The following is a 21,465-nucleotide window of genomic DNA, read 5'->3' as shown; positions in this document are numbered from 1 at the left end:
GGACCCCGAGTGTCGGGCGTCATGTAATACCCCCGGTCCCCACCCCCAGTGGGGATGACACACGCACTGCTGCAAATGCACGCACCAACAAGTCCAGGAGGACCCAAAAGTGGCGAAGGCGAAGTTCGAGCGGACGAAGCCGCACGTCAACATCGGCACCATCGGTCACGTCGACCACGGCAAGACCACGCTGACTGCAGCGATCACCAAGGTGCTGGCTGACAAGTTCCCGGATCTGAACGACGCGTTCGCGTTCGATCAGATCGACAAGGCGCCGGAGGAGAAGGCTCGTGGTATCACGATCAACATCTCCCACGTCGAGTACCAGACCGATAAGCGCCACTACGCGCACGTCGACGCCCCGGGCCACGCGGACTACATCAAGAACATGATCACCGGTGCGGCGCAGATGGACGGCGCCATCCTGGTCGTCGCGGCCACCGATGGTCCGATGCCGCAGACTCGCGAGCACGTGCTGCTCGCCCGTCAGGTCGGCGTGCCCTACATCCTGGTCGCGCTGAACAAGTCGGACATGGTCGACGATGAGGAAATCCTCGAGCTCGTCGAGATGGAGGTCCGCGAACTGCTGGCCTCGCAGGAATTCGACGAGGACGCGCCGGTCGTGCGCGTCTCCGGTCTGAAGGCCCTCGAGGGCGACGAGAAGTGGGCCGAGGCCATCGTCGAGCTCATGCAGGCCGTCGACGACTCGATCCCGGACCCGGTCCGCGAGACCGAGCTCCCGTTCCTGATGCCCGTTGAGGACGTCTTCACGATCACCGGTCGTGGCACCGTCGTCACCGGTCGTGTCGAGCGCGGCATCGTCAACGTGAACGAGGAGGTGGAAATCGTCGGCATCAAGGAGAAGTCGACCAAGACCACCGTCACCGGTATCGAGATGTTCCGCAAGCTGCTCGACCAGGGCCAGGCGGGCGACAACGTCGGCCTGCTGGTTCGTGGCATCAAGCGCGAAGATGTCGAGCGTGGCCAGGTTGTCGTCAAGCCGGGCACCACGACTCCCCACACGGAGTTCGAGGGCCAGGCGTACATCCTGTCGAAGGACGAGGGCGGCCGCCACACCCCGTTCTTCAACAACTACCGCCCGCAGTTCTACTTCCGTACCACGGACGTGACCGGCGTCGTTACCCTCCCCGAGGGCACCGAGATGGTCATGCCCGGCGACAACACCGAGATGCTGGTCAAGCTGATCCAGCCGGTCGCCATGGACGAAGGCCTGCGCTTCGCGATCCGCGAGGGTGGCCGCACCGTCGGTGCCGGTCGCGTCACGAAGATCATCAAGTGAGTCTGTAAGACCCACTGCACAACCTGAACGGCGTCGCTCCCCTGGGAGCGGCGCCGTTCGGCGTTTACCGGGGGTCAGTCGGCCGCGTCGAGCTTCACCCGGACGGCGACCCGGCCCCGCTGGTCCCGATGGGCGACCGCATGGCCGACGTGGTCGACGCCATCGATGCGCAGGGTGACCGGGCCACCCTCGCCGAGAAAGTTGCGCCACCACTTCTTCTTGTCGGGCATCGCGGCACCGATGACGTACTCCTCGCCGGAACGCCGATAGTTCACCGGCGTCGTGAACGTCCGCCCGGAACGCCGACCCACATAGCTGATCTGCGCGAACGACTTACCCAGCACCTTCCCGATGACCGGGGCCTCGGTCAACGCCACCACCCCGGCGTTCATCCCCCGCAATCCCCGACGCAACAACGATTCCTGAATCAACGGCTTCTCCTGCCTGATGAAGAACGAACGTGCTGTTGCCCAAGCTACCGACGATCTTTGGCAGCGGGCTGAGAGTCCGGGCGATCGCCGGCCACCTACGAGTGATGACCTCGCAGGTCATCGCGGTTGTCGGTGATTGTCGGTAGCGTTGGGTGCCAAGGCATTCGAGAGGATCGGAGACTTCGTGGGTAGGGCAGCGCTCGAACGGGAATTGGATGTCAGCGAAGGGGTGTTCGAGCACGGGATGCCCTATCTCGCGTTCGGGGCGGGGCGGCCGCTGGTGTTCCTGCGGTGGTTCATGCCCGATCACGCCAATCCGCGTGGCTGGCTGCGGTCGAGCGAGATCAAGACGATGGCGCCGTTGGCCAGGAACTTCCGGGTGTATGCGGTCAATCGCGCGCCGGGGATGGCGGCCGGTACCTCGATGGCCGACATCGCGCGCGAGCACGCGCAAGCCCTGCACAACGAATTCGGTGCTCCCGTAGACGTTCTCGGCATTTCGTCGGGTGGCTCGGTTGCCCTGCAACTCGCCGCCGACCATCCCGCGGTAGTGCGGCGACTGGTGGTCGCTTCCTCCGCCTACCGTCTCGACCAGTCCGCGCGCGTGTCGCAAATGAACTACGCGCAGGCCGCCGCCGCGGGCAAACGCTCCCTGCACCACCTGGCGACTCAGGGCATCGAATCTCCGCTGAAAGCCCGCCTCGTCGGCGCGGCGGCCTGGCTGGCGGACCCGCTGCTCCGCCCGAAGAACCCCGCCGACACCCTCGCTTTCGTCCATGCCGAAGACGCCTTCGACCTCACCGATCGCCTCGCCGAGATCAAAGCCCGGACCTTGGTCGTCGCCGGCGAACGCGACGAGTTCTACGACCAGTCGTCCTTCCGCTACACCGCCGACGGCATCCCCGATTCCCGCCTGATCATCTACCCCGCGACAGACCATCTGGGCGCGATCAAACATGCCCGGTTCGCTCCAGATGTCACCGAATTCCTCTCGGAGACAACCTGACTCAGCGGATCTTGGCACCGTAGACGTGTTCGACGGCCAAGGCCATGAGCACGCGCCGATCCGAGACCATCACCTCGCGGTACTCGTTCCAGTCGGGGTGCTCGCCCGCGGCCGCTCGGTAATAGCCGACCAACGCCTCGACTTCCGGGCCGTTCGGGTCGGTTCCGGGTCCGGTCAACGTGGCGGTGCCCTCCGCGGTGGCCCATGACCATCCGTCCGCGCTGGTGACCTCCAGCGCGGCGCGCGGGTCGCGTCGAAGGTTGACCGTCTTGGCGCGGCCTTCGGTCATGGAGACGTAGATGATGCCCGCGGCGCGGTCGTAGTACGGGGTGACGGGGGAGAGTTGGGGCCTGCCGTCGGATTTGATCGTGGCGAGGATGCCGATGCGGGAATCGGCGATGAGAGCGTGCAGGTCGAGTGGGGTTTCGGGCATCGATCGGCTCCTAGTGGCTGGCGGGGCTGTTCGTTGTGACGAACCGTGGGGGTCACGCGTTTATGCCCGGGTGGCGGAAATTCCGTCGACAGCGCGCGATCGGGCGCGTAGAACTTGTCGCATGGTTACAGCACTTCCGCAGTCGCGGTTCTAGTTCGCATCGGGTCATGAGGGCGCCGGTGCGGCGCCGCGTGATCCGACGCCGTGCCGTTCCAGGAACGCCCCACTGGCGAGCGTCGATTCATCGACAAAAACCAGCCTGGGGGATTCCCATGACCAGAATCGATCTCGCCCGAATACGCAATATCGACGCCCCCGGCCACGTCGACTTCACCGCCGAAGTGGAGCGCACGCTGCGGGTGCTCGACGGTGCGGTCGCGGTATTCGATGCCAAGGAAGGCGAGATTCCAGAAGATCTGCGCACCACGGCATTACAACATCGCGAGGTGTTGGAGGCGGCAGTCGCGGAAGGCGACGAGGAAGTGCAGGAGCGCTACCTCGCCGGGCTCCCGATCACGGTCGAGGTCCTCGAGGCCGCCATCCGGCGGATGACGATCGACGCAAAGGCCTACCCGGTCCTGTGTGGTTCGGCGCTGGCGAACATCGGCGTGCAGCCGCTGCTGTACGCCATCGTCGACTATCTGCCTTCGCCACTTGATGTCGTTGCTGTACAGGGATTCTCGCCCGAGAGCGAACCGATTCACCGTGCGCCCGAGATCGCCGAGCCCTTCGCGGCCCTGGCGTTCAAAGTCGCGGTGCTCCCATCGTGCTCGAGCCGATGACCTTCCCCGACCCCGTGCTCGCGGTATCGATCGAACCGCGAACCCGCGCGGATCAGGACAAGCTGGGCACCGCGCTGGCCCGTCTGGCCGAGGAGGACCCGACGTTCACCGTGCGCGCGGACATCGAAACCGGTCAAACGGTCATCGGTGGCATGGGCGAACTGCATCTGGAGGTCTTGGTCGACCGGATGAAACGGCAGTTCGGGGTGGATGCCGAGATCGGCGCACCACGCGTGGCCTATCGTGAAACCATCACCACCGCAGTCGAACTGTTCGAATACACCCACCGCAAGCAAGTGGGCGGACGCGGACAGTTCGCCGAGGTGGCGATCGCGCTGGAACCACACGTGGCCGACGACGGCGCGATCTACGAATTCGACAGCCGGGTCACCGGCGGGCGGATACCGCGGGAGTACATCCCCGCGGTCGACGCGGGCGCACAAGACGCACTCCGCATCGGCCCGCTCGCGGGCTTCCCCCTGGTGAACGTGAAAGTGACGCTGCTCGACGGCGCCGCCCACGTTCAGGATTCGTCCGACCTGGCCTTCCGCCTGGCCGGTGCGGCGGCGGTGCGAGCCGCGGTCGCGAAGGCGAAGCCAGTACTCCTCGAACCGATGATGGCCGTAGAGGTCCTCACCCACGAGGAGTACGTCGGCGAGATCATCGGTGACCTCAACGCCCGGCGCGGCCGAGTCACCGACCTCACCGAACGCGGCGGCGCCCACGTCATCCGCGCACTGACCCCGCTCCAGGAGATGTTCGGCTACATCGGGGACCTGCGCTCGAAAACCCGTGGCCGAGCGAACTACTCGATGGTGTTCGACTCCTACGCCCCGGTCCCACCGAGTGCGGCGGAGTCGATCATCGCGGGCAGTTGATCGAAACCGGTGGCGTCGCACAGTGCGGCGTCACCGGTTCGTCTGGCTATGCGTGGGTTTCGTCCGACGCGTCGATGTCGACCATCGCCGGAGTCGGTCGAGTTCCGGCGGTCAGTAGCCGCAGCGCGTCAGCCGAACTCGCGTCGCGCGCGGTGTAGACCTCGAGCCGGTGATCAGGGCTGTCGGGCTGCAACCACACCTGATAATCGACATCGACGCGGCCCACCGTCGGATGGCGCAGATCCATCGGTCCGACAGTGCAGTCGGCGACCTCCGCCGCGGCCCATAGCGTGGCGAACGTAGAACTGCGCATGGCGAGTTCGCCGATCAGTTCGGCCAGACGCGCATCGGTGGGGTACCGACCGGCGGTCAGCCGCAGGTAGCCGACGTGGATACGGGCGAGCTCGTCCCAGTTCCGGTACAGATCCCTGGCGTGCGGATCGAGGAAGAACAGCCGCGGAATCGACGGGCGCCGCTCGGGGTCGTCGGGTGCGGTGAAGTCGAGGTGCTCGCCGACGAGCGCGTGCCCGGCACGGTTCCAGGCGAGTACATCGCCACGGCGACCGAGGACCACGGCGGGCATGGTGTCACCGAGTGAGGTGAGCAGCGTGAGGACCCGAGCGTGGGGTTGCTCCGGTTCGTCTCTGATCAGGCGGGGGACGGATGGTTGGCCCGCGAGGTTGTGCAGGTGGGTCGTTTCGGCGGGGTCGAGTTGGAGCACCCGGGCGAGAGCGTCGATGACCTGCGCGGAGACGGTTCCCGCCTGGTCCTGTTCGAGGCGGGTGTAGTACCCGGCGCTGACCCCGGCGAGCTGAGCGAGTTCCTCACGCCGGAGGCCGGGCACGCGCCGGGTGACACCGAAGGTGCGTAGGCCGATCCGTTCCGGGGTGGTTCGGTCGCGGCGGGACTTGAGGAACGTTCCGAGGCTTTCCAACTCCATCGTTCCCATCGTAGGCACCGGGCAGGAGTCGTGCCTACTCCTGCCGGGTGTACCCACGTCAGGGGTCTGGTTGTCGTCCGCGCCCGATCGCAGGGTGGGTGACATGAATCGAATCAATTCCGAGCTGCGGTCCTGGCTCGGCCTGCTGGTGGTACTCGGCCCCGTCCTGCTCGTCGCGATGGACGGCTCGGTGCTGTTCTTGGCGATGCCCGCCATCACCGGCGCGCTCGCACCCTCGGCCGACCAATCCCTCTGGATCCTGGACAGCTACGGCTTCGCGGTCGGCTCCTTGCTGATCGCGTTCGGCACCATCGGCGACCGCTACGGCCGCAAACGCCTGTTGATGATCGGCGCGGCGATGTTCGGCCTCGGCTCGGTGGGTGCCGCCTTCGCCACGAGCCCCGAGCTGCTGATCGCCTTCCGTGTCCTGATGGGCGTGGCCGGTGCGACGCTGTTGCCGTCGGCGCTCGCTGTGCTCGGCACCCTGTTCACCGACCCACGCAGGCGCGCCCAGGCCATCGGTATCTTCGCCGCCACGTTCGCCGCGGGTTTCGCGATCGGCCCGATCGTCGCCGGTCAGCTGTTGAGCCATTTCTGGTGGGGGTCGGTACTGCTGATCAACGTGCCCGTGGTGCTGGTGTTCCTGGTGCTGGCGCCGATCCTGCTCGGTGAGGTGCGCGCGAGCGGCGGTGCCGGCGTCGATATCGCCAGCGTGCTCACCTCGGCTGCCGGACTGCTGCTGACCATGTATGCCGTGAAGCATGTTGCCGCCGAGGGTGTTTCGTTCGCAACGCTGGTTCTCGGACTGGCCGGTGTGGCGCTGCTCTCGGTGTTCGGCCGCAGGCAGGCGCGCATCGACAACCCGCTCATCGACTTCACCTTGTTCCGCAACCCGGTCTTCACCATCGCGATCATCACCGGGTTCCTGCCACTGGCCGCCTGGTCGGCAACCGCGTACCTGGCGGCGACCTACCTGCAATCGGTCCTCGGCCTGTCCATCGCCGACGCCGCGCTACTGGCGGTCCCCGGCGCGCTCGTTCTCACGGTGGCCGCCGTCGTCACCCCGGCCGTCGTCGCCCGTATCGGCCGCGCGGCTGCCCTGATCACCGCCCACTTCACGATCGCCGCAGGACTGCTGCTGCTGTTGCCGACCGGCACCGGTGACGGAATCGGCTGGTACATCGCGGCGACCGCGGTCGCGGGCATCGGCTACGGCATCTCGTTCAGCGTGGTCGCCGACATCGCCGTCGCCGCGGTCCCCGCCGAACGCGCGGGCTCCGCCGCCGCACTCGCCGAAACCGGCAACGAACTCGGCAACGCACTCGGCATCGCCCTGTTCGGCTCGCTGGCCGCCGCCCTCTTCCGCATCGACGGCCCCGACCTCGCCCCCACCCTCGGCGAAACCCTGAACCTGCCAGGTCTCGCCTCCGCCGTACTCGACGACGCCCGCAGCGCCTTCGTCAGCGGATTGCACGTCGTCGCCGTCACCGCGGCCATCCTGCACGGCGTCCTCGGCGCCGTGGCCATCCGCGTGCTCCGCAGCGAGGCGCTCGCCGCGGACAAATCGAATGCGGTGCCAACCGAGCCCGCATCGCACCGACGACCCCCGGCGGACATCCGAAGCTGACGGACCGAGTCCGCACTCAGCCGCGTTCCGCTGCAGATGGCCATGGTGGACATATGCATCATGATGCAATGATGGTATTCTCGCTGGTATGCGCACCACAATCGACCTTCCCGACGACCTGCATGCTCAGGCGATGGCCATTGCGCGTGACTCACGCCGCAGCTTCAATCAAACCGTTGCCCTGCTCGTTCGCCGCGGCCTCAATCAAGGGGGTCAGGGTGGTCAGGCCGCGGTTTCCGAGAGCGAGCTGACCGGGCTCCCGGCGATCACGCTGGGAAAGGTCGTCACCTCGGAGGACGTTCGTTCGCTGGAGGACGAGTGACTGCACTGCTCGATGCCAATGTGCTGATCGCTCTTGTGGTGACTGATCATTCGCATCATGATGCGGCAGAGGCGTGGTTCGCTGGTTCGTCGGTCAACTTCGCGACCTGCCCGATCACCCAAGGCAGCCTCGTACGGCTACTTCTGCGTGAAGGGCTGACCTCCGGTGCCGCGTTGAAAGCGCTCGACGGCCTTTCGGGGCACAAGCGGCATGAGTTCTGGCCGGATTCGATCTCCTTTGCTCGGGTCGAAATGGGGGGCGTGATCGGACATCGTCAAGTGACCGACGCGTACCTCGCGGCGCTCGCACGCTCGAACCAGGGGCGGCTGATCACGTTCGACAAGGGTTTGGCCGCGGCTCACCCTGACATTGCCGATCTCGTCGAGGCTGTCTGAGGGAGAGCCGAATTCGCTTGTGACCGAGTCAGCCCCGGCCGATCAGGACGTAATGGCCGGGGTCGACCTAAGAAGGCGCAGGTTTGCTCACGGAGGTCGGGGTCATCCGAGCTGAGTCGTGGCGATCGCCATGCGGGCACCGTAGGGGAGTGGTCCTTCCTCAGCCAGCTGCGAAGCCTGTCTGAGGAATTCTTCCCGAAGATTCTGGAGTTGCCGAGTGTCGACGAAAGTGACTTCGTAATAGGAGTCAACGGCAGACTGCCACATTTGAGCCGGCGTCGCGTTGGTGCCGGGGCTGACCTCGGTCCAGCTGACGGCCTGGAACCCAGCGGCTTCGACCAGCTCATTCAATCCCTCGCGAGTGCGTGTGCGGCGGTCGCCAAGAGCGGGCATCGACTCCTGCTGCTGCACTGCGGCGAAGAGCACCGGTCGCGCCAGCTTCAGGAACAATGCGCGTCCGCTTCCGGGTGCAGGGCGCAGCCCGACAGAGATCGCGAGCTGACCTTCCGGTTTCAACACGCGCGCGGCCTCGGCTAGTACCTGTTCGACATCTGCCATCAGCATCAATGCCATGTGGGAAACCACAGTGTCGAATGCGTTGTCCTCGAACGGAAGCTCTTGGGCGCGTCCTTGTCGCAAATCCGCACCAGCCAACTCCGGCCGGTTCCTCGCGGTGACGAGCTCTCCGTCGGCCAGGTCGATGCCGGCAAGGCCGGTCGCACCACTACGGGCCAGGACTGCCAGCAGCGAGCCGTCTCCACAGCCGAGGTCGAGTACTTGCCGAGCGTCGGGAACCTGGTCGGCCAGGAACTGGTAGCTGGATCGTCCGTCGGGTAGTGGGTTCGCCCGTACGTATCGGCTCGTAGCCCCTGGCATTTGGTTGTGGGTTCGCCGGTAAAAGTCTTCGCCCGCGTGTATCTCGTCAACTGCCCTCATGATTCGAATCCAATTCCATTTCGATGTCGGCACATTTGTGTTCGCGGCGACGCGCTCAGCCGAGCTGTGTCATCCCCGCTGCGACGACCTGGGCGACGTTCAGCAGTTCGTCCGCGGTGGGAACGGGTAGTCCGTCGAGGGCGTGCAGGCGGTCGGTGCTGGCGATCGCGAACATGGCGGAGACCCAGGCGGCGGCGCAGGCGTGGAGTGTGCCGGGGCGGACGGGGACCGGGGTGCTGGCCTGTAGGACGCGGGCGGTGATGTCGAGCAGCTGGTCACGCAGGGTGCGCAGGGTGCGGCGCACGTCGGGGTGGGTGTCGGCCTCGCGCCACATGATCACCCGCAGGACCGAGGAATGATGGTCGCGCAGGTTGATCGCGGTGTCGAGGTTGATCAGGCTGGCGGCCGGATCGCCGGGGGTGACCACGGCGGTGAGGTCGTCGAGCGGGTGTTGCGGGACGCGTTCGCGCATGAGCGCGGACAGGATCGCGTTCTTGGTGGGGAAGTAGTAGAAGACAAGTCCTTTCGGTACCTCGGCGGCCGCGGCGACGGCCGCGGTCGGTGTTGCGTCGAATCCCTGTGCGGCGAACAGGGTTTCGGCGGCATCCAGGATGAGTTGCCGGGCGTCGCCATCGCGTTTCGCGTTGCGGCGCCCGACGCGTCGGCCCGGCATCAGTGATGCGGAGCCATGTTGTGCAGGCGCTGGTTCATCGCGGGCAGTGCGGCGACCGCCACCACCGCCGTCACCACTCCGACCACCCATGCGGTCCAGGATGCGCCGCTGAACGCGGTGAAGTCCATGACCCACGGCGAGATGAACAGCAGCACGCCGAATACGCCCATCGCGTAGTCCGCGACGATCAGGTCGTCCCTTGCCATCTGGATCAGACCGGTCGCGGCGATGAGCGCGCCGAGCACGATGAGAGTCCAGCGGGCGTTGTCGCTGGTGTCGAGCCACAGGGGCGACAGTGCGGTGAATGCGCCGAGCACGACGGCTAGAAAATCCTGTGCGCGACTGTTGGTGAACATGGGGAAATGCCTCCTCGTTGAGCCGAAAAATACCTCTGACCTCGGTCTACTCCTGATTGACCGCCCGGTCGATACCGGAACCGGCACGGTTGTGTTGCGACGTGGGTGTCACAGGTGACCCGGCGCACTGGTACAAACATCTGGGGGCCGTAGTGGTCCGCGACACAGCAGAACATGGCCTGCGCGGTCGGTGACCGGGCAGACCGAGAGGACACAACATGAGCGCGCCCATCGTGATCGTCGGAGCGGGTCTGGCAGGCCTGCGCACGGCCGAGGAACTGCGTCGGGCCGGATACGAGGGCGAGGTGGTGCTGCTCGGCGACGAGACGCGCCCGCCCTACGACCGTCCGCCGCTGTCGAAGCAGTTCGTGCGCGGTGAGACCGACGACACGACCCTTCGGCCGCCGGAGTTCTTCGCGGACAAGAACATCGAGCTGCGCCTCGGGACCGCGGTGACCGGCGTCGACACCGCCGCGCGCACCATCGCCCTGGCCGACGGCGGCACGCTCGCCTACGACCAGCTGATCATCGCGACCGGCCTGCGCCCGCGCAGGCTGCCCGGCCTGCCCGCCGTGTCGGGCGTGCACGTGCTGCGTGCGCACGAGGATGCCGAATCCCTGCGCGCCGAACTCGACGGTGCGAATCGCGCCCTGGTCGTCGGCGCCGGCTTCATCGGCTGTGAACTCGCCGCCAGCTTCCGTGCCGCCGGGGTCGAGGTGACCCTCATCGAACCGCAGCCGACCCCGCTCGCCTCGGTCCTCGGCGAGCAGATCGGGCGCCTGGTGGCGCGCATGCACCGCGATGAAGGCGTCGACGTGCGCTGCGGCGTCGGCGTCGACACCCTGCGCGCCGACGATTCCGGCCGGGTGCGCGGCGCGGTCTGCACCGACGGCACCGAAATCGACGCCGACCTGGTCGTCGTCGGCGTCGGCTCGGTTCCCGTCACCGATTGGCTGGCCGACTCCGGCATCGAACTGGCCGACCGATCCGCGGGCGGCGGCGTGCTCGCCGACGAGGTGGGCCGGACGAACGCCGACCACGTCTGGGCCGTCGGCGACGTCGCCGCCTGGCAGCACGACACCGGCGTCCGCAAGCGCGTAGAACACTGGACCAGCGCGGGCGAGCAGGCGAAACTCCTGGTCACCGCCCTCCTCGGCGGCGCACCCCCCACTATGGCGCGCGTCCCGTACTTCTGGAGCGACCAGTACGACATCAAGATCCAGGCCCTCGGCACCCCCTCACCCGACGACGACGTCACCGTGGTCACCGACGACGGCCGCAAGTTCCTCGCCTACTACTCCCGCGACGGCATCCTCACCGCCGTCCTCGGTGCGGGCCTGACCGGCCAGGTGATGAAGCTCCGCGCCAAGCTGGCCACCCCCACCCCTGTCGCCGATCTCCTCACCGTCACCAGCTGACGAACCGCTGGATCACCAGGCCTGCACGGAGGCATCGCCCAGGCGCGAAAATCCCGCATGGCCTGGTGATCATCTGACCGTGTGCGCTAATGGTGGTCGCGCTGCGGGCGTGTAATACGGTGGATGCTGTGATCGTCGCACTCATCGATTCCGGCCTCGGCCTGTTGCCTACGGCTTCGTGGTTGCGCAAGCTGCGGCCCGATGTCGACCTGTTGCTGCTGCTGGACCCCGATGGTGCGCCGTGGGGGCCCAAGCCCGAGCAGTGGGTGGTCGAGCGGGTTGTCGGTGCGGCGCGGCAGGCGATCGAGGCGGGGGCCGAGGTGATCGTGTTGCCGTGCAATACCGCCAGTGTCACCGCGTTGGACCATGTGCGGGCCGAGGTGGGGGATTCGGTGCCGGTGATCGGCACCGTTCCCGCGATCAAACCTGCTGCCGCACAATGTAATTCGGTGGCGGTGTGGGCCACGGCGGCGACGACCGCCAGCCGCTACCAGGCCGATCTGATCGCCCGGTTCGGCGGTGACGCGAAGATCGTCGGGGTCGCCTGCCATGGGCTGGCAGATGCGATCGACCGCGGTGACATCGCGGCGATCCGCGAGTCGATCGCCGATTCGGCCGCGCGCACCCCGGCGGACGTCGAGGGCGTGGTGCTGGGCTGCACCCACTACCCGCTGGTCGTCGATGCCATCGTCGCCGCCCTGCCCGACGGTGTGCGCCTTTTCGACAGCGCCCAAGCCGTCGCCGCTCAGACCGTCCGCAAGATGGACGAACTCGGCCGACCCACCACCGGGACCGGCACCGTCGCTGTCCACACGAGCGGGCGGCCGGGCGAATTACCCTCCGGCGCAGCGACATTCGAGTCGGGCCGACTCCTCGGCGCACGTCCGGCTTGATCGGCGCGTAGCCGTCCGATCCGATCGCGACGGCGCCGCGGCGAAAGCCTGCGCCTACCTGTCACCGCGGCAGTGTTGAATGCGGAGGGAATCCGCCGACCCGGAGGTGCGTGTGTCCGAGATCCCCACCGCTGCACAGGTGCGCAAGGCCCTCGCCGACCTGGCGAACCCCACTGACGCGCATCACCTGCAACGCTTCTTCAAGACCGGTCCCGGCGAATACGGCGAGGGCGACATCTTCCTCGGCATCCGCGTCCCCGCCACCAGGAAAGTCGCGAAACAGTTCCCCACGCTGCCGCTTTCGCAGATCGACGAACTCCTCGACAGCCCCCTCCACGAGGAACGCCTGGCCGCCCTGTTCATCCTCAACGCCCGCTTCGCCGCGGCATCGAAACCGCGCACACTCGACGACACGGCCCGCAAGGAGATGGTCGACCTCTACCTGGCGGCTGTCCGACGCGGCCGGGTCAACAACTGGGACCTGGTCGACGCCTCCGCCGAGAACATCATCGGCCCATGGCTCCTCGACCGGGACCGTGCCCTGCTTTTCGAACTGGCCCAACAGGATTCACTCTGGGAGCGCAGAGTAGCCCTGCTCTCCACCTTCGCCTTCATCAAGGCGGGCGACCCGAGCACCACCCTCGAGCTCGGCGAAATTCTCAAAGAAGACCGCCGAGATCTCATCCAGAAGGCGCTCGGCTGGATGCTGCGCGAGGTCGGCAAGCGCGTCGACCCGGCCGCGCTCACCGATTTCCTCAATGCCAACGCACCCGAATTGGGCCGCACCGCTTTGAGTTACGCGACCGAGCATCTCGACCCCGAACAACGCGCCGCCTACCGCGCCATGCGCTAGAACTGAATCCGCAGGTGGTCGGTCACCGGCCGTGCCTGGCAGCCGAGGATGTACCCGTTCTCGATGTCCTCGGGATCCAGGATCTCCGCATTGGCCATCTCCACTTTGCCTTCCAGCACCGTGCAGGCACACGACCCGCACTCGCCCTCCTGGCAGGAGTAGGGCACGTCGAGGCCCTTGTCGAGCATGATGTCGACCAGCGTCTGCTTGCGTGGCCACGACATCTCGTGCACCTGCCCGTCGAGCTCCACCTCGACCGTCGCGGCGTCGGCCGCTTCGGCCTCGGACACCTCGACCGGCGCGTGATCGGCGAACGGATCACCGGCCAGGGAGTTGAACACCTCGGCGTGGGTGCGGTTGCGCGGCACCTCGAGCGCGGCCAGCGCGTCGTGCACCAGGTCCATGAACGGCTTCGGCCCGCACATGAACGCCTCGTAGGCGGTGTAGGGCCGGACCAGCGTGGCCAGCATGTCGGCGGTCGGCAGGCCGAGCAGCGGTTCGAGCCAGTGGATGACGGTGAGCCGCTGGGGATGCTTGCCGACGAGATCGCGGAGTTCGTCGGCGAAGATCACCGAGTTCGCGTCGCGGTTGGCGTAGACCAGCACGACCTTGCCCGAGCCCTGCGACAGCGCCGACTTCAGAATCGACATCACCGGGGTGATCCCGCTACCCGCGCCGAACAGCAGCATGTCCTCGTCGAGGTTCTTCGGCGTGAACACACCCGACGGCGGCAGCACCTCGACCTCGTCACCAGCGGCGATGTTGTCGCACAGCCAGTTCGAGCCGTACCCGTCCACGGTGCGCTTGACGGTCACCTTCGGCAGATCGTCGGTGAACGGCGAGCTGGCGAGCGAGTAGCAGCGGGCGACCGAGCCGGTCTGCTCGCTCGGGATGCGCAGCGTCAGGAACTGGCCGGGGGAGTAGGCGAAGCGCTCGCGGAGTTCGGCGGGCACCTCGAAGACCACGGAGTTGGTATCGGCCGTTTCGGCGATCACCGCGGCTACTCGCAGCACCACCGAGCGCGAGCCGTGCGGAACCTCGACTGTGGTCATGTCTTCCTCTCGAGCAGAACTAGCCAAAACTAGAACGTGTTTCAGTTTCATGCTAGGCCGGGACGCGCCTGCAGGGCAAGCTGCGCCTCGAGTCCGGCGACCAGAACCTCCATCCCGAAGTCGTAGGAGTACTTCCCGCGCAGGTCGGACATGTACTTCGTGGCTCGGGCCACCGCCTCGGGCAGCAGTACGTCCGCCGGCGCGGAACGATCGCGCGGGTTCACTCTGCTGCGGCCGAACAGGTAGGTGTGGATGGTCGCGTAGGCGGCCAGCACGTTGCGGTCGTTGAAGCCCGCGTCGAACAGGATCTCCATCACGGCGTCGATCAGGTCGAGCTGCTTACCGAGCATCTGCTCGAGCAGGATGTCGCCCAGGCCGGGATGCGTGCGCAGTTTATCGTCTATCTGATCGATCAGATCGCGCAGGCGCTCCTGCCACGGACCGGACTCGCGCGGCGGCTTACGCACCCCGACCAGCGCGGCACTGGCGACGAGATCGAGCAGTTCACGCTTGTCTGCCACGTAGTAGTACGGCGCCATCGGTGACACCCCGAGCTCGCGCGAGAGCCGCCGCATCGAAAGTTTCTCGACTCCGTCCTCGCGCACCACCTTGAGTGCCGCGTCGACGATCTCTGCCTCGGACAGTGTCGAACTAGCGCCCGCCCCACCATGGTTACGCAAGCCTCTGCCTCACCTCTGCTGCCGCCGGGCCATCAGCCCATTTCCCATCCCTGCCTCCGGAAGTCTAGAGGGGTTCGCAGCCGATGGGGGTGGGGTGTGCACAGAGAAAGATTTTCCGATTCCGCCCTTTATGGCAGTCACTGACGTTAAGGTTCGAGGTGACCGGCAACACAATGGAGGTAGTCATGCCTGAGAACACCACGCCTGCGACCGTCGAATCCGACGAGAACCTGGTCACCGAGACGCTGATCGAAGAGGTCAGCATCGACGGCATGTGCGGCGTGTACTGACCATGCTGGATCTCGACACCCGTTGGACGCTGCACCCACGGGTCTCGTTGCGCCCGGAGTCCTTCGGCGCGCTGCTGTACCACTTCGGGACCCGCAAGCTCTCGTTCCTCAAGAGCCGCGACCTCGTCGACGTGGTCCGGTCGCTGCCCGCGCACTCCTCCGTGCGCGACGCACTGCGTGCCAAGGGCATCGACGCCTCCGACGCGCACGTCGCGGCGCTCGCGCAGCTGGCCGACACCGACATGATCGTGGCATCGCCCGGCCCGGTCACCACGGCTCCGCAAGCCTTGGCCGCCGGTGACGCGACCCAGGGCGGCAGGCTGATCGACCGTTTCGAATCCGGCCTGGCCGCACCGATCTGCCTCACCTGGGAACTCACCTACGCCTGCAACCTGTCGTGCGTGCACTGCTTGTCCTCGTCGGGCCGCCGCGACCCGAACGAACTGAGCACTGAGCAGTGCAAGGCGCTGATCGACGAGTTCGAGCGCATGCAGATCTTCTACGTCAATATCGGCGGCGGCGAGCCGACTGTGCGCCCGGACTTCTGGGAACTGGTCGACTACGCCACCGCGCACAATGTGGGGGTCAAGTTCTCCACCAACGGCGTTCGCATCAATGAAGAGGTCGCCGCGCGCTTGGCGGCCAGCGACTACGTCGACGTGCAGATCTCCCTCGACGGCGCCGACGCCGCGGTCAACGATGCCGTGCGCGGCCCCGGCTCCTACGACACCGCGATCAAGGCCTTGTCGAACCTGTCCGCGGCGGGATTCAAGGACGCGAAGCTCTCGGTCGTGGCCACCCGCCACAACATCTCCCAGCTCGACGAGTTCAAGGCCATCGCCGACAAGTACGGCGCCACCTTGCGACTCACCCGCCTTCGTCCCTCGGGCCGTGGCGCGGACGTGTGGGACGAACTGCACCCGCTGCCCGAACAGCAGCGCGAGCTCTACGACTGGCTCGTGGCCAACGGCGAGGGCGTCCTGACCGGTGACTCGTTCTTCCACCTGTCCGCATTCGGCTCGGCCCTACCGGGTTTGAACATGTGCGGTGCGGGTCGGGTGGTCTGCCTGGTCGACCCGGTCGGCGACGTCTACGCCTGCCCCTTCGCCATCCACGACCGCTTCAAGGCCGGAAACATCGTCGCCGACGGTGGTTTCGAGGCGGTCTGGACCGACTCGGCGCTCTTCGCCGAGCTGCGCGAACCGGTCGACGGTGGCGCGTGCACCAAGTGCTCGCACTACGACTCCTGTCGTGGCGGCTGCATGGCGGCCAAGTTCTTCACCGGCCTGCCCGCCAACGGGCCTGATCCGGAGTGCGTGCAGGGCTACGGCGAAGCGGCGCTGACGGCACCGGGGCGCACCATTCCGCGCCCCGCCGTCGACCACTCGCGTCCGGTGCGCAGCCGGGCCAGGGTGTCGTTGCCGTTGACGGTGAAGCGCCCACCGGCCAAGGCGTGCAACGAGAGTCCGCTCGGATAAACCGATCCCGGTTGCCGGAAGTGCGCTGCCGATCTTGTTGACGCGTCCGGCAACCGGTCACAGCGGTATTTCGGACAGACTTTGGTCCTTTTTTGTGGGGTGATGATGTCTGCGGGGCCAACTGCGAATAGCATGCGAGGAATGCGCCATGATCGTCTGCCCGACGGCTTCGGGGTACGGATCGATCCACGGGTACGCGCATTTTCCGGGGGTCGGATCCTGATCGGAGGATCGCCCGCACGGATGCTGCGCTTGGCCCCGGAGGCCGCCGAGTTGATCGGCGACGGATACCTGGAGGTGACCGACACCAAGTCCGCGATCGTCGCGCGCCGACTGCTCGATTCCGGCGTGGCCAACCCGCGCCCGCGGCTCGAACCGTCCCTCGACGACGTCACCGTCGTCATCCCGCTGTACAACAACGCCGACGGACTCTTACGTCTGCTGGCGGTGCTGCGCGGGCACAATGTGATCGTCGTCGACGACGGTTCCGACGATCCGGTCCGCATCCCGCCCCGATCCGGTCGTGGTCAGGTATCGGTGATCCGGCACGAGAGTCCGCTCGGTCCCGCGGCTGCCCGCAATGCCGGATTACAGGCGGCGACAACGGGCTTCGTCGCGTTCCTCGACTCCGACGTGGTGCCCCGCAGCGGGTGGCTCGAGGTCATGCTCGGGCACTTCAGTGATCCGCAGGTCGCGCTGGTCGCGCCGCGCATCGTCGCCCTCGACTCCGAATCCAACGCGCTCGCCCGCTACGAACACACCCGCTCCTCGCTCGACCTCGGCCGCCGCGAGTCGGCGGTGCACGCGCGCGGCATCGTGTCGTATGTGCCGAGCGCGGCGCTGCTGGCCAGGCGCGTGGCGCTGCTCGGCGAGGGCGGATTCGACGAATCCATGCAGGTGGCCGAGGATGTCGACCTGTGCTGGCGGCTCGAGCGCGCCGGCTGGCGGTTGCGCTACGAGCCCGCCGCGCACGTCGCCCACGATCATCGAGTGGCCTTCCGCGCCTGGTTCGGGCGAAAGCTGTTCTACGGCACCGGCGCCGCACCGCTCGGAAAACGACACTCGGGCTTGGTCTCGCCGCTGTCGGTACCGACCTGGACCGTGCTGGCCAGTCTGCTGTTCGCGACCCTGTCCAGATGGGGTCTACTCGGTGGCCTCGTCACCCTCGCCACCGCGCTGGTTCGCCTGCGCCGGGTCTTCACCGAACTCGACAATCCGACCAGGATCGCCGCGGTCTACCTGGCCCGCGGCTACTTCGCCGGCATGTGGCGACTGGCTTCGGCGATGTGCCGCGACTATTGGCCGGTGACGCTCCTAGCGGTGATCGCCTCGAGCCGCATCCGCAGGATCGCCATCACGATGGCACTGGCCGACGGCCTCGCCGACTGGTTCACCCACCGCGACTCCGGCGGCCTCGACCCCGTGCGCTACGTGGCCTACAAGCGACTCGACGACGTCGCCTACGGCACGGGCCTGTGGCTCGGCGTCATCCGGGCGCGCAGTTTCGAGGCGCTCAAGCCGAGCGTGCCACCTCGCTGAATACAACTGCGTGACGAGCACTCTCATCGTCGGAGCCGGGTCGGCGGGCTGCGTGCTCGCCGCCCGGCTCAGCGCGGACCCGGGGCGTTCGGTGCGCGTGTTCGAAGCCGGGCCGGCCTTCCCGACGATGGGCGAGTTGCCTGTCGAACTGCTCGACCCGAGCCATCTCCCGGTCGGTCCCGAGTCGCGGCTGATCTGGCGGTACCAGGCAAACCTGGTGCGCGGCAGGCTGATCGGTGGTTCCGGTGCGATCAACGGCAGCTACTTCGTCCGCCCACCCGCCGCGGACTTCGCCGCATGGCGTGCGGTGGCAGGTCCGCGCTGGTCGTTCGACGCGGTTGTGCCCGTCTTCTGCGACCTCGAAGACGACGAGGATTTCGGCAAGGAGCCCGGCCACGGCGTCGGCGGACCGATCCCGATCTCCCGAACCAGTGATCCCACCGGGTTCAGTGCCGAATTCGCGCAGCGGTGCACGGCGGCGGGATTCGCCGCAATCCCTGACCTCAACACCCCCACCGGCGATACCGATGCCGGATTCGGGCGCGTGCCGTTGGCGATATCGCGAGATCGCCGCGCGGGGCCCGCGATCACCCATCTTCTTCCCGCACTCCACAGAACCGATCTGACCGTCACCGGCGACACGATGGTGACCCGGCTGCTGCTGCGAGGTACTCGGGCGATCGGGGTGGAGTGGGCGCGCGGCCGAGAACGCGGGACGGCGTACGCCGATGAGGTGGTGTTGTGCGCGGGCGCGATCGAGTCGGCCGCACTGCTGATCCGGTCCGGAATCGGTCCCGAACCGCTGCTGCGCTCGCTCGGTGTGCCGATCGTGGTGCCCGCTCCGGTCGGCGCCTGGTGCACCGATCACCCCGAGATCGGCGTCGAATTCCCCGCAGGCGATCCCGGCGAGCCCGCCGTCCCGCTCGAATATGTCCTCGAAATCGACGACCTGGAAGTCCGGCCGTACACCCCGATGTTCACGCCGGGTCTTCGCCGAGTCGGGGTCGCCCTGATGCGGCCCGAGTCGGCCGGCGAGCTGACATTGGTCTCGACAGATCCCACCGTCCCGGCGCGCATCGACCAGCGCTACCTGCGGAGCGAAAAGGACCGAGCCCGTCTGCGCGCCGGAGTAGCACTCACCGCGGACCTCTACGGTCGACGAATCGGCCCCGTCGACGACCGCTGGCTACACGCCAACCTCGGCACCTCCCAACATCTTTCCGGTACCTGCCGCATGGGCCCAGCCCACGACGAGCGAGCGGTGGTCGACGAAAACGGCCGCGTGCATGGCATCGAAGCCCTGACAGTCGCCGATCTGTCGATCGTTCCGGTCCCGTTGCGCCGTGGCCCACAGGCCACCACTGTGATGCTCGCCGCGGCAATAGCGGACCATATGGTCGTGTGACGAAGTGTCGATAAATACCATGATGTGACCTGCGGGACAAACCCCGACTTATGCCGTTTTGCCCGATAACTGCCCGGTACAGTTTGTAGCGGGAAAGAAAGGCAAATGGTCAGCAATCTTGCAGGTGGGAGGCCCCCACGGCAGGCACCGGAGTCGGGCGCACAGCTCGGAGCTCTGGAAGCCTATGCCGCACAGGCCCATGGATATCTCAGTGCCGGTGGTGAACAGCTGACCCAGCTGGCCGGCCTACTACGTCCGCTCGTCCTCGAATCATGGCTGCGCAGTGTGCGCGGCGGAGTCGACCCGACGGACGTCATCGACGGTCGCGGGCTGCGCGGTGCCGATCTGGAGCGTTATCGGGATGCCCATCCCCTCGCCGCGCTCATGCCGCTGATCGACAAACTGCTGGTCCAGGACGCGGCGCAGGCCGGCTTGATCGTGACCGTGGCCGACCAATTCGGCCGGGTGCTCACGGTGGCCGGTCACCCCGAACAGCTCGCCGCCGCCGCCGAGATCGGCCTGCGCGAGGGCGACGATCTCAGCGAGCGCCGGATCGGCACCAATGCCGTCGGCCTCGTCGTGCGCACCGGCCGCGCCACCTGGATTCACGGACCCGAACATTTCCTGCATCGCATGCACCAGATCACCGGCGCCGCGGCCCCCGTGCACGAGCCGGACGGCCGTCTGATCGGCGTTTTGATGATTGCCGGCGGGATGCGGGTGGCCAAGCCGGAAATCCTCGCTTTGGTCAAAGCCGCCGCGACCGCCGCCGAAATGGACCTCGTGCTGCGGGCGATGCGCGCGAGCCACGGCATCGCCGCACCGGCTCCGGCGAACCGCGACGGTGGCGAACCGGCCACGCTCGGCCTCGATGTCTTGGGTCTGGGTCAACCTCAGTTGAGCATCGCGGGGGAGCGGGTGTCGCTCTCGCAACGGCATGCCGAGATTCTGCTCTTGCTCACCGAACATCCCGAGGGTCTTGGCGCCGATCATCTCGCGCTGCTGCTCGACGACACCGATCTCGACAACGGCACGATCCGCGCCGCGATGTCGCGGCTGCGGTCGGTGATCGGGGCCTCGGTCGTCGGTTCGCGTCCATACCGTCTACGCGTGCATGTCGCAACCGATGTGGAGGAGCTCCGGGCCGCGCTCGACTCCGGTGATACCGCATCCGCATTGCGCTTGTACGCCGGTCCGGTGCTGCCGCGGTCGTCCGCTCCCGGCATCTGCGATATCCGCGACGAGCTCCGGGTTCGCTTGCGGACCGCCGTGCTCGCCGCCCCCGATGCCGCCGTGCTGCGCCGATGGACGTCCTGCCCGGAGGGGCGTGACGATGCCGCCGCGTGGGCCGCGTACCGGGCCACGGTCGATCGTGATTCGCCGCTGTATGCGCAGATAGAAGCCAAGATCCGGGTGCTCGACCGGCGGATCGGCGCCGATGCAACGCAGATGCAACGTTTCGGCTCATAGTGTCCCGGTCTGAAGGTGTGATGGCTCACATTCGGATGACCGAAGTGTTGGAGTACGCACCCGTGTCACGGTCATGCCTACTCGCCGGTACAGACTGGACGATCGACCGACTTTTTTAGCGGAAAAAGGTTCTTTTTATTAATTTTGCGCCTACTGTCGGCACTGCATGGACAGGTACCCATGTGATGTAACTGACACAGCCGTTGGAGGAATGATCAACAGCTAGGCACCCGCGACGGACGCGTCGTCCGTCGCTCGGCGACCCCCACGGTCGCCGATCTCGTCCACATGATCTGTCGGGGATCTTG

The 21,465-nt window shown here is 66.9% G+C and carries 21 protein-coding genes and 1 pseudogene; 14 read left to right on the top strand and 8 right to left on the bottom strand.

From position 1 onward, the window contains the following. Positions 1-109 precede the first annotated feature (109 nt). Positions 110-1,300: an elongation factor Tu gene (gene tuf, locus ACWZHB_RS24805; protein WP_358109020.1), complete on the top strand. Its 1,191-nt coding sequence runs from the start codon at positions 110-112 to the stop codon at positions 1,298-1,300. A gap of 74 nt (positions 1,301-1,374) precedes the next feature. On the opposite strand, the gene ACWZHB_RS24800 is transcribed toward tuf, so the two are convergent. Next, on the bottom strand, positions 1,375-1,731 hold the full coding sequence (locus ACWZHB_RS24800) for a nitroreductase/quinone reductase family protein (RefSeq protein ID WP_427904212.1): 357 nt from the start codon (positions 1,729-1,731) through the stop codon (positions 1,375-1,377). Between the two features lie 184 nt (positions 1,732-1,915). On the opposite strand from ACWZHB_RS24800, the gene ACWZHB_RS24795 reads away from it, so the two are divergent. Then, positions 1,916-2,737, top strand: coding sequence for an alpha/beta fold hydrolase (locus ACWZHB_RS24795; protein ID WP_427904211.1), 822 nt, complete (start codon positions 1,916-1,918; stop codon positions 2,735-2,737). Position 2,738: 1 nt separating this feature from the next. Here the strand turns inward: ACWZHB_RS24795 and ACWZHB_RS24790 are convergent, their stop codons facing one another. Beyond that, the gene (locus tag ACWZHB_RS24790) at positions 2,739-3,170 is read right to left on the bottom strand and encodes a PPOX class F420-dependent oxidoreductase (RefSeq protein ID WP_427904210.1); all 432 of its coding nucleotides are present in this window, start codon (positions 3,168-3,170) and stop codon (positions 2,739-2,741) included. A gap of 293 nt (positions 3,171-3,463) precedes the next feature. Here ACWZHB_RS24790 and ACWZHB_RS24785 point away from each other — a divergent pair. Next, positions 3,464-4,830 (top strand): annotated as a pseudogene (locus ACWZHB_RS24785) (elongation factor G); the annotation flags it as partial. A gap of 46 nt (positions 4,831-4,876) precedes the next feature. Here the strand turns inward: ACWZHB_RS24785 and ACWZHB_RS24780 are convergent. Beyond that, on the bottom strand, positions 4,877-5,770 hold the full coding sequence (locus ACWZHB_RS24780; protein WP_427904209.1) for a helix-turn-helix transcriptional regulator: 894 nt from the start codon (positions 5,768-5,770) through the stop codon (positions 4,877-4,879). A gap of 103 nt (positions 5,771-5,873) precedes the next feature. Here ACWZHB_RS24780 and ACWZHB_RS24775 point away from each other — a divergent pair, with 103 nt between their 5' ends. The 3 genes from ACWZHB_RS24775 to ACWZHB_RS24765 all read left to right on the top strand — a co-directional run bounded on the left by ACWZHB_RS24775 (position 5,874) and on the right by ACWZHB_RS24765 (position 8,114). After that, the gene (locus tag ACWZHB_RS24775; protein ID WP_427904208.1) at positions 5,874-7,397 is read left to right on the top strand and encodes an MFS transporter; all 1,524 of its coding nucleotides are present in this window, start codon (positions 5,874-5,876) and stop codon (positions 7,395-7,397) included. Positions 7,398-7,485: 88 nt separating this feature from the next. Further along, positions 7,486-7,719: an antitoxin gene (locus ACWZHB_RS24770; RefSeq protein ID WP_427904207.1), complete on the top strand. Its 234-nt coding sequence runs from the start codon at positions 7,486-7,488 to the stop codon at positions 7,717-7,719. Next, positions 7,716-8,114, top strand: coding sequence for a TA system VapC family ribonuclease toxin (locus ACWZHB_RS24765; RefSeq protein WP_427904206.1), 399 nt, complete (start codon positions 7,716-7,718; stop codon positions 8,112-8,114). The genes ACWZHB_RS24770 and ACWZHB_RS24765 overlap by 4 nt, the downstream gene beginning before the upstream one ends. A 102-nt stretch (positions 8,115-8,216) precedes the next feature. On the opposite strand, the gene ACWZHB_RS24760 is transcribed toward ACWZHB_RS24765, so the two are convergent. Genes ACWZHB_RS24760 through ACWZHB_RS24750 form a run of 3 tightly spaced genes read right to left on the bottom strand, consistent with a single transcriptional unit; the run spans position 8,217 to position 10,079 of the window. Next, positions 8,217-9,050 (bottom strand): class I SAM-dependent methyltransferase, encoded by an 834-nt coding sequence (locus ACWZHB_RS24760; protein ID WP_427904205.1) that lies wholly within the window; start codon positions 9,048-9,050, stop codon positions 8,217-8,219. 55 nt (positions 9,051-9,105) lie between these two features. Further along, positions 9,106-9,723 (bottom strand): TetR/AcrR family transcriptional regulator, encoded by a 618-nt coding sequence (locus ACWZHB_RS24755; protein ID WP_427904204.1) that lies wholly within the window; start codon positions 9,721-9,723, stop codon positions 9,106-9,108. Continuing rightward, on the bottom strand, positions 9,723-10,079 hold the full coding sequence (locus ACWZHB_RS24750) for an SPW repeat domain-containing protein (RefSeq protein WP_427904203.1): 357 nt from the start codon (positions 10,077-10,079) through the stop codon (positions 9,723-9,725). Before ACWZHB_RS24750 ends, ACWZHB_RS24755 begins: the two co-directional genes overlap by 1 nt. Before the next feature lie 218 nt (positions 10,080-10,297). Between ACWZHB_RS24750 and ACWZHB_RS24745 the strand changes: the two genes are divergently transcribed. The 3 genes from ACWZHB_RS24745 (at position 10,298) to ACWZHB_RS24735 (ending at position 13,243) form a co-directional block, all read left to right on the top strand. After that, positions 10,298-11,497: an NAD(P)/FAD-dependent oxidoreductase gene (locus ACWZHB_RS24745; RefSeq protein ID WP_427904202.1), complete on the top strand. Its 1,200-nt coding sequence runs from the start codon at positions 10,298-10,300 to the stop codon at positions 11,495-11,497. A gap of 128 nt (positions 11,498-11,625) precedes the next feature. After that, positions 11,626-12,390, top strand: a complete 765-nt coding sequence (locus ACWZHB_RS24740) for a glutamate racemase (protein WP_427904201.1) — start codon at positions 11,626-11,628, stop codon at positions 12,388-12,390. A 79-nt stretch (positions 12,391-12,469) separates the two neighbouring features. Beyond that, positions 12,470-13,243 carry a DNA alkylation repair protein gene (locus ACWZHB_RS24735; protein ID WP_427904200.1) on the top strand — a complete coding sequence of 258 codons (774 nt, stop codon included), beginning with the start codon at positions 12,470-12,472 and terminating at the stop codon, positions 13,241-13,243. On the opposite strand, the gene ACWZHB_RS24730 is transcribed toward ACWZHB_RS24735, so the two are convergent. Both ACWZHB_RS24730 and mftR2 read right to left on the bottom strand, forming a co-directional pair. Further along, the gene (locus ACWZHB_RS24730) at positions 13,240-14,295 is read right to left on the bottom strand and encodes a 2Fe-2S iron-sulfur cluster-binding protein (RefSeq protein ID WP_427904199.1); all 1,056 of its coding nucleotides are present in this window, start codon (positions 14,293-14,295) and stop codon (positions 13,240-13,242) included. The two genes, ACWZHB_RS24735 and ACWZHB_RS24730, sit on opposite strands and share 4 nt — an antisense overlap. Before the next feature lie 47 nt (positions 14,296-14,342). Next, a complete protein-coding gene (mftR2, locus tag ACWZHB_RS24725) occupies positions 14,343-14,975 on the bottom strand; it encodes a mycofactocin system transcriptional regulator MftR2 (protein ID WP_427904198.1) in 633 nt (210 codons plus the stop codon). A gap of 185 nt (positions 14,976-15,160) precedes the next feature. On the opposite strand from mftR2, the gene mftA reads away from it, so the two are divergent. From mftA to ACWZHB_RS24700, 5 genes are all read left to right on the top strand, one after another. Continuing rightward, positions 15,161-15,265, top strand: coding sequence for a mycofactocin precursor MftA (gene mftA, locus ACWZHB_RS24720; protein WP_427904197.1), 105 nt, complete (start codon positions 15,161-15,163; stop codon positions 15,263-15,265). Positions 15,266-15,267: 2 nt separating this feature from the next. After that, positions 15,268-16,743: a mycofactocin radical SAM maturase gene (mftC, locus tag ACWZHB_RS24715; RefSeq protein WP_427909285.1), complete on the top strand. Its 1,476-nt coding sequence runs from the start codon at positions 15,268-15,270 to the stop codon at positions 16,741-16,743. Positions 16,744-16,884: 141 nt separating this feature from the next. Next, entirely contained in the window at positions 16,885-18,282 is a 1,398-nt protein-coding gene (mftF, locus tag ACWZHB_RS24710; RefSeq protein ID WP_427904196.1) for a mycofactocin biosynthesis glycosyltransferase MftF, read from the top strand. 10 nt (positions 18,283-18,292) lie between these two features. Beyond that, the gene (gene mftG / locus ACWZHB_RS24705) at positions 18,293-19,687 is read left to right on the top strand and encodes a mycofactocin dehydrogenase MftG (RefSeq protein ID WP_427904195.1); all 1,395 of its coding nucleotides are present in this window, start codon (positions 18,293-18,295) and stop codon (positions 19,685-19,687) included. Between the two features lie 105 nt (positions 19,688-19,792). Further along, positions 19,793-21,157: a GAF domain-containing protein gene (locus ACWZHB_RS24700; protein ID WP_427904194.1), complete on the top strand. Its 1,365-nt coding sequence runs from the start codon at positions 19,793-19,795 to the stop codon at positions 21,155-21,157. The last annotated feature ends 308 nt before the right edge of the window (positions 21,158-21,465 follow it).

This window comes from Nocardia sp. FBN12 (genome assembly GCF_054031145.1).
Note: the sequence above shows the minus strand (reverse complement) of the source record. Positions and strands in the feature narration are given on the sequence as shown.